The organism is Paenibacillus sp. UNC496MF, from assembly GCF_900113915.1.
GTDB classification, from domain to species: Bacteria; Bacillota; Bacilli; order Paenibacillales; family Paenibacillaceae; genus Paenibacillus_Z; species Paenibacillus_Z artemisiicola.
Genome location: NZ_FORE01000011.1, coordinates 327,635 through 340,218 on the forward strand (window position 1 = coordinate 327,635; position 12,584 = coordinate 340,218).

Genomic DNA, 12,584 nt, shown 5'->3' on the forward strand with positions numbered 1-12,584 from the left:
TCCTGTTGAGCCCCTTCTAGCAAGCTTGTAAAGTGAAGAAGAGGTGATCGCGATGCAGAACTCCCTATTGCGGCATTGGCGCGTCAAGCGGCTTAAACTGCGCATATGGAACCGTCGGCTCCAAGAAAGCCTGCGCGAAATCGCAGCCGAATTCGGTCCGTCGATCGCTTGCTCCGTTCACGTGCGCTGGGGGCCGTTCTTCGGGGGGAGCATGACCGTCGGCCGCAGGCTCCGCCGCGCCAAAATCATGATTCAACTCCCGTACGACGGCTATCTAACCGCCAACGAACGGCAGGTGCTTAGCCGGTATTCCCTTAAGAAGACGATGCTGCCTTACTTCATCCTCTATCACGAAGCCGCTCATCTGCTGGAGATTATGCCCTATATCGGCAGCGCCGATCTGCACGGGCTGAAGCGGCACGTCGCCGCGCATAGACGGCTCGCGGCCGAAGCCGCGTCGTCGCCTTCGCCCGCGTACCGGGATCTCGCCTTCGAGGAAGAGGCCGACCGGTACGCTTACCGGATGATCGTGAAGAACCGCAGGCAAGCCGGTTAAGCCCGGCTTGCCTGCAGTTCTTGTTTGCGCGCTTTCTCGATGATATGTTCCGCCGTGCGCAGCGCCAGCGCCATGACGGTATTCGTCGGGTTTCCCGCGCCGGAAGTGACGAAGGTGCTCGCGTCGCAGATGAACAAATTGTCGATGTCGTGCGTTTGCCCGTAGGAATTGACCACCGAGGCCGCGGGGTCGTCCCCCATTCGGCAGCCGCCCATCATATGCGCGGTATCCGGAACGACGAACTCCGGCTTGCCGCCCTCCGCTTCCAGAATGGCGCGCATCGTGCGAACGGCATGGTCGATCAACCGGTTGTCGTTGTCCCCGTAGCCGAAGGTGACCTTGGCTCGCGGCAGCCCGTACTCGTCGGTCTCGGCGGTCAACGTCACGCGATTGTCCGCGTTCGGCAGCACTTCCCCGACCAGCGTCACCCGCCCGTAGTAGTTATAGTGAAGCAGGGCGTCGCGGAACCGTTCCCCCCACACGGGTCCTCCCTGCGCCTTCGATATCCCCTTCGCGAACTCGACCGGCCTGGCCCCGTGGGCGTGCAGCGTATACCCGCGGACGAACGGACGGTTCGGGTCCGTCCGGTAGAAATCCTGCGTCGTCGCCAGCACCGGCGTCCCCTTGTACAACCGGATTTCCTTATCGAATCTCGCATAGACGTCGTTGCTGCTGTGGACCATGATCGACCGGCCGACCATCCCGCTGCTGTTCGCGAGCCCGTCCGGAAATGCCGACGTGGCCGAATTCAGCAGCAATCTCGGCGTTTCGACCACGAACGCGCTTAGAATGACGAGCTTCGCCTTCTGCTCGTACTCGGTGCCGTCATGCACGAACGCGACGCCCTTGGCCCTTCCGTCGCTTCCCATGACAATGCGCGTCACCATGCAGTCCGGCAGCACCTCCGCGCCGGCTTGGATCGCCTTCGGGATGTGCACGATCAAGGTGCTGAATTTGGCGTTCGGCATGCAGCCCTGGTTGCAGAACCCCCGATTGATGCAGGGCGGGCGTCCTTCGAACGGCGCGGACAGGATGGCAAGCGGCGCGACGGCGGAGCGAATGCCGAGCTTGTCGCAGCCGTTCATGAACAGATACGCGTTCGGACTGAGCGGCTCCCGCTCGGGGTACGGGTAAGGGCCTCCGTAATTCCCCCAAGGGAAGCGCTTCGGCCCCGAAACGGCGATTTCCCGCTCGTTCCGCGCATAATACGGCTCGAGATCCCCGTACGCGATCGGCCAGTCCTCGCCGGTGCCTTCCATGGTCCGTCCTTTGAAATCGACGTCGTGAAAGCGAAGGAAGACGCCGGTAAAATGCGTCGTTCCTCCCCCGATGCCGCGGCCGGAATTGTTATGTCCCAGCGTAAGCGGGTCGCTGCCGTCCACGATCCGGGTATCCTGCCAGCCGAGCGACTGCATGGCCAGCTCGTCGCTGGCGAAATCCTTCTGCGGATCCAGGAACGGGCCGGCGTCCAGGACGACGACGCTCATGCCGGCTTCGCTCAGCTCCTTGGCCACTACGCCTCCGGCCGCTCCGGCGCCGACGATGACCGCATCGACTTCTACGTTCGCGTATTTTCTGTTCATTGTTCCGCCTTCGCCTCCCATGGATCCAAGTGGCCGAGCTGCGTCCGCACGTAGCCGCGCGGGTAAGCCGGACCGGCATAACCGATCTCGGACCAGACCTCCGGATGCGAGCAGTACGATTCGACCGTCAACGTCAGGAGCTTCTGGAAGAACGGCTGCTGAGGGACGCCGGCCCAAGCCTCCTGCGGCCGCGCCGTCCCCGCGCCGATCTCCTCGAGCAGCTTCCGCTGTTGATCGGAACCGAGCTTCGCGAAAGAAGACGCATGCGCCGCCTTCGCGCTCTGCTCGACCGCCCGCAAGCCTTGGCGGATCAGCGTCTTCCCTTCCGGCACCCCGGCTTTGCGCTGGCCTTCTCCCGGCGACGAATGAAGCGTCTGATCGAAATGCCGCAGCACGAAGCGCAGCACGGCAGGCTTGTCGTCGTCCAGAAGCCGGGCGCATATGGCCCCGAGCAGGTCCGCTTCTTGACGGCTGAGCGCCTGATGCCGCGGCGTCGCCGACAGCCGCGATTGCACGATCTCCTGCGTATGGTCGTCCCAGGCATCCTCCTCGTCCATCACGTTGAAGGACGGATAATGCGTCTTCTGCGTCACGTCTTACATCCCCTTCCAATATGCCGCGATCAGGCCAAGCACGGCGATCGCCGTGAACACCATCGGCAGGATGACCGGCGGACCGGTCATGAAATTGCGCAGCGCGAAGCCGCCGACCCGGATCCCCACGCCGCGTACGTGGAAATACAAGCCGATTAGGCCGTCGACGGCGCCGATCCACATCAGCGCGATGAACAGCGTATGCAGCCACGCCGCGTTGTACCAGACGAGGATGACGCCCGCCGCGAAGAAAATCGGAGACGCGATTACCGGCATCCACATCGCCTTGTTATGAAAATTTTGGCGATAGTGGTACAGCGTCACCTGAATGCCAATCAACAGAAAAGCAAGACCGACGAACAAAATCAACACGCGATTCAGCGACCAGTGATCCCAATACATGCTTCAACCCCGTTTCGGCAAATGTTGTATGCCGTTATCGTCTCCGGCGCCCGAAGCGATTATCCAGTATTCGACATAAAAGCCGGGAGGACTGCCATACTAACCTCAGCACGTAAACGGAAGGCGGCGCCTAAAAGTGAAGATTCGTACCGTAGACACCTATCCGCTCCTGTATCGTCTCCCCGCGCCTTACGGCGACGCCAACGGGTTGAAGACGTTTCGGTCCACCTACCTGATCCGGATCGAGACGGATGACGGCGTCAGCGGCTGGGGCGAATGCGCGGACGCGCTGGAGACGCTGCACAAAGGCTTCCATGACCGGATCATCCCCGAGCTGATCGGGCAGCCCGCCAACGATCGGAGGAAGCTGGTCCGAACGGTGAAAAAGCACCATGCCCGCGCCGCCTCGGCGGTCGGCATGGCGTTATCCGAAATCGCGGCGCTCCGGGCCGGAATGAATCTCTGCGATGCATGGGGCGGCCGATTCCGCGACAAGGTCCCCGTCTACGCGTCGTTTCAGTCCTATTCGGCTGGCGCGGACTGGCAGAAGCGATCCGTCGCGGCCGTCGAGCAGGCGGCCGCCGCCGGCTTCGACGCGTTCAAGGTCAAGATCGGCGGAAAATCCGTCGATGAAGATCAACGGCATATCGCCGCCGTTCAGGCTGCGCTGTCCGGGGACCCGCGGCTCGCCCTGGATGCGAATCAAAGCTATGACGCGGCGGCGGCTCTCGCCTGGCGGCCCCTGCTGGAGCGGATGCCCCGGCTGCTATGGCTCGAGGAACCGCTGCAGATCAGATACGCCGCCGCTTACTCCCTGCTCCGGCAGCGGCTGCCCGTCCCCCTTGCCGGCGGCGAGAACCTCGAAACGGCGGCGGATTTCCTGCCGCTGCTCGCCCGGCATGCGCTGGATTACATCACGCCCGATCCGCTGCACGTCACGGGCATCGACGAGTACCGGGAGACGTTGGGCCTGGCCCGGGCCTTCGGCATCCGCGCCACGCCGCACGCGTTCGACGGCGCGCTGACGCGGCTGTACGCGCTGTTCGCGCAAGCCTGTCTCGAACCGTTCGGCAAGATGCAGCCGGACGCCATCGAGCCGGTGGAGTGGGACGCGATGGACAATCCGTTCACGCGGCTGGTCCCGCTCCGGCCCGCGGGAGGCGAAGTCGCCGTGCCGGGCGGCACCGGAATCGGCATCGAGATCGACACGGACCTCCTGGCCTTCTACCGGTGGGACGGGAGCCGTTACGAATGAACGACAGCATACGGAAGGAGCGGATCAGGATGTCCGACATCGCGGCGAAGTCGCCGCCGGCTGCAGGCGCGGCGGCCCCTTATTCCCGCAGCGTGGCGGAAGCCATGCTCGAGCAGCTGGCTCTCTGGGGCGTGAAACGCGTCTACGGCGTCACGGGAGACGCCATCTTCGGCTTGATGGACGCGCTCGCCGAACAAGCGCAAATCGCGTTCATCGCCGTAAAGCATGAATCGGCCGCGGCGCTGATGGCGTCCGCGGAGGCGAAGCTGACGGGCGGGCTCGGCGTCTGCGTGGCGCAGATGGGGCCCGGCTTGGCGAACTTGGCGGTCGGACTCGGCGATGCCTATCTGGACAACGCGCCGGTGCTCGCCATCACGGGACAGGCGCCGCTCGCCATGATCGGGACGCCGTCCAAGCAATTCATCGATCAGCAGGCGCTGATGCAGGCGATTACCGGGTACAGCCGGCTCGTCGCCGATCCCGACGCGGCGATGGCCGGCTTGACGGAAGCGATGCACCGCGCGCGCGCGAACTTGAGCGTGTCCCACTTGTCGGTTCCCGCCGACCTGTTCGGCCGGCCGACGGCGATTCCGGCCAAGCGGCCCCCGGCCGCGCCCGTCCTGCAGCCGGATCCTGCGGCGCTGGACCGGGCCGCCGGCATGATGCGCGCCGCGAAGAGACCGATGATCCTCGCCGGCTGCGGTCTTCGGCGCGAGCGGGAATCGCTGCTCAAGCTCGCGGAAGCCCGGGGCTGCGGGATCGCGCTCGCGTACGGAGCGGCGGGCATCGTGCCGGACGATCATCCCTTGCTGCTGAACGGGTTGGGAGAAGGCGGCAATCCTCATCTGGGCGAGTTGTTCCGGCAAGCCGACGCCGTCCTGGTCCTGGAGTCGGATTGGTGGCCCGAAGGCAGCGTTCCGCAAGGCGCGCGCGTCGTTCGGACCGCCTCGCATCCCGGGCTGCTCGGCCTCTCCCGGCCGGCGGAAGCCGCGCTCGTCGGAGACTCGTCCATCGTGTTGAAGCAACTGACCGAGCGGCTGCGCGATTGTCCGGCCGACCCGTCCTGGACGGAAGCGATCCGCCGCTGCAAGCGGACGTGGCAGGCGCAGCATGAACGGGAAGCGGGCATGCGCGAAAGCCCGCTCCATCCGGCCGGCATCATTCAAGCCGTCGAGCGGGCCGTCGACGAGGATGCGGTCATCGCCTTGGACGAAGGCGATGCCACCTTGTGGTTCCTGCGGGGCTTCCGCGCGCGGAAGCAGCAGGTGCTGCTCTCCAACCGGTTCCGGACGATGGGCTTCGGCCTGCCCGCCGCCATCGCGGCGAAGCTCAGCCGGCCCGAGAAGCAAGTCGTGTGCCTCACGGGCGACGGCGGACTCGGGATGGTGATGGCCGATCTGTTGACCGCCGCCCGATACAGGCTGGCGATCGGCGTCATCGTCTTCCGCAACGACAGCCTGCAGATGGAGCGGGATAAAACGGCGCAGCAAGGACTGCGGCCGGAAGGAACGGAGCTGACGAACCCCGATTTCGTACGGGTCGCCGAAGCTTGCGGCTGGGCGGCGCGGCGAGTTGCGAGTGTGCGGCAATTGGAAGAAGCGCTCGCGCATGACCTGGGCGGCAGCCGTCCGTTCTTGCTCGAGGCGGTTACGGCGCGCGTGCCGTTCCCCGAATTTCAATCCTAAAGGAGATCATGCCATGACAACGACGAAGCACGAGCAAGCATCCGCGCCGAACCCGTTAACGCCCTCTCCCCCGTATCCCGCGCAGCATCAAGACCGGCAGCCCGGCATCGAGTCGGAGATGAATCCAAAGCCCGTCTTCGACGATCCCGGCTATGCCGGCAGCGGGAAACTGAAGGACAAAGTGGCGATCGTCACCGGCGGCGACAGCGGCCAAGGCAGAGCCATCGCGCTCGCGTTCGCCAAGGAAGGCGCCCATGTCGTCGTCTCCTACCTGGACGAGCATGCCGACGCGGAGGAAACGAAACGGCTGGTCGAACGCAAAGGCAGCCGCTGCCTGACCGTCGCCGGCGACATCGGCAACGAAACGTTCTGCGGACAATTGGTCGCGCAGACGATCGACCGGTTCGGCAAGCTCGATATTCTGGTCAACAACGCGGCGGAACAGCATGTGCAAACCGATCTGGCGAACATTACGTCCGCCCAGATGGAGCGAACGTTCCGGACCAACTTCTACGCCGTCTTCTACCTGACGAAGGCGGCTTTGCCCCATATGAAAGCCGGCGGCGCGATCGTCAATGCGGCATCCCTGACGGCTTATGAGGGCAACGAGCAGCTGATGGACTATTCCGCGACGAAGGGCGCGATCGTCGCTTTCACCCGCTCCCTCTCCAAATCGCTGCAAGGCAAAGGCATTCGCGTCAACGGCGTCGTGCCCGGCACGATCTGGACGCCGCTCATTCCGGCATCCTTTCCCGCCGACCAGGTGGCGAAGTGGGGCGAGAAAACGCCGTTGAAGCGCGCGGGCCAGCCCTTCGAGGTCGCCCCGGCGTACGTCTATCTGGCATCGGACGATTCGTCGTTCGTCTCCGGCCAGTTCATCCACGTCACCGGCGGCGTCATTATGAACGGCTAGCGTTGAATCGCGTCAAGATCGAAGTCCGCGGACCCCGCGGGCTTTTTCATTTGCGTCTTGCTTTCGGCTTGCGCCTTGCCTTCGGAGCCTTCCCGGCTTGCATCGGCCAGCCCCGCCGACGTGAATAAAGTTGGCTTTATTGGAAAGAAAGATATACCATAACGGATTTCACTCGGGAAGGCGCGGCATCCTGCCATGAATAATTTCAGAAGCGAATATCGGACTCGGTATTATCAAGCCTACACGACGGTAATCGGCACCATCCAGCTTCACCAGCGAAAACCGCATGTCGTGGCTTTGTGGTCCGTTGCTTTCCCGGGCTTCGGCCACTTCTTGGTCCATCGATTCTTCACGGGCTTCGCTTTGTTCTTTTGGGAGTTTTATATCAATCAAGTAACGCATCTGAACACGGCGATGATGTATTCGTTCAACGGCCAATTCGACCGGGCAAAGGCCATTTTGGACGAAAAGCACATCTACCTCTACATTCCGGTTTATCTGTTCGCCATCTGGGACAGCTACCGGACGGCCGTCGACGAAAACAAGATCCACGTGTTGGCCAAACGGGAAAACGCCAAGTTCTCGACGATCTCGATTACCCCGTTCGGATGCGAATATCTCAGCAAGAAGGACCCTTGGATCGCGTTTGCATGGGCCATGGCCTTCCCGAGTCTCGGGCAAATGTACATCCATCGCATCGTAAACGCCATGTTGACGCTGGTGATGACCATCGTCGTCATCCTGAATTCAAACTTGGTGGAAGGCATTCACTACTGCATGTTATTCAACTTCTCGAAAGCCAGGGACGTCATCGACCAGCAGTGGTCCCTCTATTTCCCGTCGATTTATTTCTACGGCATCTACGACGCCTACTCGAATGCGGTGGAATTATCAAAACTCTATAACCGCGAGCAAGCGGATTTTTTGAAAGAGCACCATCAATCCGAACATTTCGTCCTGTATAAAGGAGAAAAAATCGAATGAGCATCCAGATCTTCTCCACCTTCCAGCACTCCCACTATCTCGAGCTTGCGATAAGCGAACTGAAAGATAAGGAGATCAACGCGATCTATGCCATCCCGCTCGATAATCGCCAACTGGATACCAAGCTGCTGGATACCATGCACGGCATGGACGGAACCTCCTTGGTCGATCTTGGCCTGATCCTCGCCATGATGGGCGGAACGATCGGGGTGGCGAGAGGGTTCATTCTGGACTGGGGCCCCGTCATTTGGGGGCTCATCGGATCGGCGGGCGGTTTCGCCATCGGGTTTGCCATCGACCTTCTCGTGACCCTTTATCGGCGAAGAAAACTCCGGACCGTGAAACAAAAGCACGGCGAAGTCCTATTAATCGTACAGTGTTCGAATGAACAATCCGCCTTGGTCGAGCAGACGCTATGGGGGAACATGGCGATCGGCGTTGCCAAAACGCGCATCGTAACGAACTTCTAGCCGCGGCAGCGTCGCGCGATGCGCGATGCGCATCCCCGTAAAAAAGCCCGCGCTTCGCGCGGGCTTTTTTACGGGGATGCGATATGTCCGGCGCCATTTAGCCGCCGTTCTCGTGAACCGCTTCCAGGCCTTTATTGACGGTTTTCATGATTTGGGTCATGTCCGCGTACGGTTGATCCTGCTGGTTAACCAGACCGAGATTGAAATTCTCGTTGTCTCTCCGGCCGGTAACGGCTTGATCGTAATAGGAAAACCACCCCGAGCCGACGAACAGCGGGTTCGCCGCCTGCGCTTCGACGAAGGCTTCGAACGCCAGCCCTCGCTCTTCCGCGCTCGACACGCCGGTCGACGCGTTGACCGCGGACATGCCGCGCGCCGCTTGGCTGAACGTGAATTCCAGGTTGAGAAGCGGCTTGTTGAAGGATTCGTACCGGGCGATCCAGTTCGGATCGTTCGAATAATTGTCGACCGAGAACGCGTCCACGTAGTCCATCGCCGCGGAATCCCACTCGAGGCTGGTTCTCCAGGTCGGCACGATCGACGCGCCCATGAACAGATGGTGCCGATCGTATTTGGCGATAATGCCTTTAATCGTCGAGAAGTAGGTGCGGGAAGCGAGGCGAATATAGTCCGACACGATCTCCGCCGGCACGGCCGCGCTATTAATGGACGTCGCCTTCAGCGCGTCGAACGATTCGGCGCTCGTGCCGAGAACCGCGTTGACGGCGGCGATGTCCTGATTGTATGTGGCGGCGATTTGGTCGACGAACGCGCTTTTGGCCGCCGAATCCGCCCCGTAGGTCAAGACGGTCTTCACGATATCGGCGTTCCAGCCCGCTTCATTGTCGTACGTATAGCCGATCAGCCACCGGTCGTTCTTCAATTGGATCAGCCGCGGCGCGATCGCCGCTTCGATGATGGACGGCGCTTGCGGGTCGAATACATCGTAGGTCCATTGAATGCGCTTTAAATTCATCGGATCCTGAAGCAGCTCGATATAAGGAAAATCATTGATGAATCGCGGCTTGCTCCACTTCGAGAAGGCGTTGAAGCCCCAATCGATCAGCCGTTTCCTCGTGATGTCTTCCCACTTCGCCTCGAAATCGCCGCCGTATTTTCGCATGACGTTCGTTACCAGGAAACTGACGCGTTCGCCGTTCGCGTCGTTGGCATAGGCCGGGGCAAACGCGGAGGGATCGGGAAGCGCCTCGAATACCTGCCTCGGCGTGCCGTCCGCTTTGTGATACGGCGTGCCGTATCCCCATTCCCATATGCTCGCCGCGTCTACCCCCTTCAGGATGAATTTGTAGCCGTCCGGCGTAATAAACCACCATTTGCCGTTGATTTGCTGCAGCCTGAAATAACCGGTGCTTTTATAGGCTCCGCCGCTTCTTAGGCCGCCGTATTGGTCGTACTTTTTCCGGTCCGGCTTCACGGTCGACAGCGCGCCGGCTTCCGCCTTGTATTCCTGCCGGAGCTGGTCGTCGGACGTCACCTTGCCGTCCCAGGTCTCATAGATCCATTGGCCGTACTTATCCGCCATCAAGGCATCCTTCTTCAGCTCGGCCCGCAGCTGCTCCTCCGTATACGCGGGACTCGTCACCGCGCCTTCTTCGCCCGCCCCTTTATAAATCTGCACGTCCGTCAGCGGGATATGCTGATAGGGCTGCGAGCGCTTCATGTCGATGACGATGAACCGGGCCGCCTTGTTGTCCATCGGCAGGTTGACCGCGTTGTTCAGGGCGGTGCCCGTTCTCGCATACTTGCCGGCGATATAATAAGCGTCCGGCTCCGCTTCGCTCCGGTATTTGACCGTGATTTCTTTGAATCCCCAATAACTGTTCGGCGAATTCATGACGACGTTGATGGCGCCGATCGGATAATCCTTCAGCAGGTCGATGACGACCTGAACCGTTCCGGCGGAAGTCGCGCTTCCCATCCATCCGGCATACGTGGTCATCACGCCGTCCAGGATGACGCCGTTCTCCGCGGATACGAGCCCCGCGGCTCCTTTATCCGGCAGCTGCCCCGCATCCGGAGCCAGACTATAGACGTAGTTTCCGGTTTTCAGCGGCTCTCCTTCCGCTTTCGCGTATTCCCGATGAACCGTGACGACCGGCACCAACAGGACGAGCGCCAACAGGAGCTTCCCCGCCCATTCCCAAATCCGCTTCTTCCCGCTTCGCATCGCGGACTCCCCCTCTCATGGTCCGAGACCAAACAAGATCAACGAATGAATCCTCTTTCGCTTGCCTACCCTTTAACCGCTCCGATCGTCATTCCTTTTATGAAATACCGCTGCAGCCACGGGTACAAAAAGATCATCGGCCCGATCGTGACGACCACCGTCGACAGCTGTACCCCCGTTGCGGAGACGGGAATGTTCGCGCTCGTGTTCAAATAGTCCAGGTTTTGCGAATTGGATATGATTCTGCGCAGCATCATCTGGAGCGGATGACGATGCGAATCATCGATGAACATCAGCGCGTTGAACCAGTCGTTCCAATACGACAGCGCGTAGAACAACGCGATCGTCGCGATCACGGGCATGGACACCGGCCAAATAATCCGGAAAAAAACGTACAGCTCGTGCGCTCCGTCCACCGTGGCCGCCTCGTTCAGTTCAAACGGCAGCGTGCGGAAATACGACGTCATGAGAAACGAATTGAAGGCGGAGAACAACAGCGGCAGCAGCAAGGCGAGCAGCGAATCCCGCAGGCCGAGCCAGTTGGAGATCAGCAAATAATAACCGACCAGGCCCGGCGGGAACAGCATCGTGAAATAGATGTAGAAGGACAGCGCATGGCGGTATTTGACCTTCGGATGCGCGGCTACGTAAGCGAACATCGCCGTCATGAGCACCGCGGCCATCGTACCGGCAACCGTAATGAATACGGAGACGAAGCCGCTGCGATAGACTTGGCTCCCCTCGAACAGGAACCGATAGGCATCGAGCGAGAAAGCCGTCGGGAACATGCGGAACCCTTGCACGATTTGGCTTTCCGCCGTGAACGAGCCGATATAGACCAGCCAGAACGGAATGAAGCAGAGCAAGGCGAACGCCCCGATGAACGCGTACGCGACCGCCGACACGGCAAGCTGGGACGCATCGCGCGGCTTCGCCGGCCGCGACCGATTCCCCCTCATGGGCAAGCCTCCTTATCCGGAACTAAAACAGCTTCGAATCGTTGTCGACCCGGCGGACGACCCAATTGAAGAAGAGAATCGTCAGCAAGCCCATGACGGATTGAAACAGCGCGACCGCGGCGGCATTGCTGTAGCTGTTCATATTCGTCGACCGGAGCGATCGGTACGTATACGTATCGATGACGTCCGTCGAATCGAAGAGCAGCGAGTTGTCGCCGATAATGCCGTAGATCAAGCCGAAATCGCCGTAAAAGATCCGTCCCAGCCCCAGCAGCGTAAGCACGATGATCGTCGGCCGCAGCAGGGGAAGCGTAATGTGCCAGAGCTGCCGCAAGCGATTGGCGCCGTCGATTCGCGCGCTTTCGTAATATTCCTCCGAGAAGCCGGTCAAGGTGGCCAAGTAGATGATCGAGCCCCATCCCGCGCCTTTCCAGACGAAGATGAGCGTCAGCAGACCCGGCCAGACGGCCGGCGTCTGGAACCAATACACCGGATCGGCGCCGAACTGGCCGAACATCCGATTGATCATGCCGTCTTGGCCGTTGAAGAAGTTCAGGACCATCAGGTTCACGACCACGATGGAGATGAAATGCGGCAAGATGACCAGGGATTGCGTCGCCTTCTTGAAGTACGCATGGCGGATTTCGTTCAGCAGCAGCGCGATGCATAAGGAACACGCCGTGCCGGCTGCCATGAACAGCAGGTTCAGATAGATCGTGTTCACCGTTACGCCCAGCCAGTCGGGGCCGGTGAAAAAAAACCGGAGATTGTCGAGTCCGACCCACTTGCTGCCCCACAACCCTTTTACGGGTATGAACTGCTTGAACGCCAGCAGATGGGCCGACATCGGCACGTAGGAAAACGTGAACACGTAGATGACGACGGGGAGCGCCATGGCGTAAAGCCATTTGTTCTTGCGGAGCTCGCGCCATACTCCCATGATCGGTTCCCTCCTTTCGCGAAGGCTCTGCCTGCATCGTATTCGACATCCGCGCG

General features: G+C 60.9%; 12 protein-coding genes. 6 read left to right on the forward strand and 6 right to left on the reverse strand.

The genetic code is table 11. The features are described 5' to 3' along the window. Positions 1-52: 52 nt before the first annotated feature. Complete coding sequence (locus BMZ79_RS21040; protein WP_090643383.1) at positions 53-556, forward strand: hypothetical protein; 504 nt, start codon at positions 53-55, stop codon at positions 554-556. Here BMZ79_RS21040 and BMZ79_RS21045 read toward each other — a convergent pair. Genes BMZ79_RS21045 through BMZ79_RS21055 form a run of 3 tightly spaced genes read right to left on the reverse strand, consistent with a single transcriptional unit; the run spans position 553 to position 3,134 of the window. After that, on the reverse strand, positions 553-2,139 hold the full coding sequence (locus BMZ79_RS21045) for a GMC family oxidoreductase (protein WP_090643386.1): 1,587 nt from the start codon (positions 2,137-2,139) through the stop codon (positions 553-555). The genes BMZ79_RS21040 and BMZ79_RS21045 overlap by 4 nt on opposite strands. Further along, entirely contained in the window at positions 2,136-2,732 is a 597-nt protein-coding gene (locus tag BMZ79_RS21050; protein WP_090643388.1) for a gluconate 2-dehydrogenase subunit 3 family protein, read from the reverse strand. The genes BMZ79_RS21045 and BMZ79_RS21050 overlap by 4 nt, the downstream gene beginning before the upstream one ends. Before the next feature lie 3 nt (positions 2,733-2,735). Next, a complete protein-coding gene (locus BMZ79_RS21055; RefSeq protein WP_090643391.1) occupies positions 2,736-3,134 on the reverse strand; it encodes a hypothetical protein in 399 nt (132 codons plus the stop codon). 136 nt (positions 3,135-3,270) lie between these two features. On the opposite strand from BMZ79_RS21055, the gene BMZ79_RS21060 reads away from it, so the two are divergent. From BMZ79_RS21060 to BMZ79_RS21085, 5 genes are all read left to right on the forward strand, one after another. After that, on the forward strand, positions 3,271-4,389 hold the full coding sequence (locus BMZ79_RS21060; RefSeq protein ID WP_090643393.1) for a mandelate racemase/muconate lactonizing enzyme family protein: 1,119 nt from the start codon (positions 3,271-3,273) through the stop codon (positions 4,387-4,389). Continuing rightward, on the forward strand, positions 4,386-6,074 hold the full coding sequence (locus BMZ79_RS21065; protein WP_256252927.1) for a thiamine pyrophosphate-binding protein: 1,689 nt from the start codon (positions 4,386-4,388) through the stop codon (positions 6,072-6,074). The genes BMZ79_RS21060 and BMZ79_RS21065 overlap by 4 nt, the downstream gene beginning before the upstream one ends. A 13-nt stretch (positions 6,075-6,087) precedes the next feature. Further along, positions 6,088-6,987, forward strand: coding sequence for an SDR family oxidoreductase (locus tag BMZ79_RS21070; protein WP_090643398.1), 900 nt, complete (start codon positions 6,088-6,090; stop codon positions 6,985-6,987). 195 nt (positions 6,988-7,182) lie between these two features. Next, complete coding sequence (locus BMZ79_RS21080; RefSeq protein WP_090643404.1) at positions 7,183-7,971, forward strand: hypothetical protein; 789 nt, start codon at positions 7,183-7,185, stop codon at positions 7,969-7,971. Continuing rightward, on the forward strand, positions 7,968-8,441 hold the full coding sequence (locus tag BMZ79_RS21085) for a hypothetical protein (RefSeq protein WP_256252928.1): 474 nt from the start codon (positions 7,968-7,970) through the stop codon (positions 8,439-8,441). Before BMZ79_RS21080 ends, BMZ79_RS21085 begins: the two co-directional genes overlap by 4 nt. Before the next feature lie 97 nt (positions 8,442-8,538). On the opposite strand, the gene BMZ79_RS21090 is transcribed toward BMZ79_RS21085, so the two are convergent. From BMZ79_RS21090 to BMZ79_RS21100, 3 genes are all read right to left on the reverse strand, one after another. Beyond that, complete coding sequence (locus BMZ79_RS21090) at positions 8,539-10,629, reverse strand: hypothetical protein (protein ID WP_090643406.1); 2,091 nt, start codon at positions 10,627-10,629, stop codon at positions 8,539-8,541. A gap of 65 nt (positions 10,630-10,694) precedes the next feature. Beyond that, positions 10,695-11,588 carry a carbohydrate ABC transporter permease gene (locus BMZ79_RS21095; protein WP_090643409.1) on the reverse strand — a complete coding sequence of 298 codons (894 nt, stop codon included), beginning with the start codon at positions 11,586-11,588 and terminating at the stop codon, positions 10,695-10,697. Positions 11,589-11,610: 22 nt separating this feature from the next. Further along, entirely contained in the window at positions 11,611-12,528 is a 918-nt protein-coding gene (locus tag BMZ79_RS21100; RefSeq protein WP_090643412.1) for an ABC transporter permease, read from the reverse strand. Positions 12,529-12,584 lie beyond the last annotated feature (56 nt).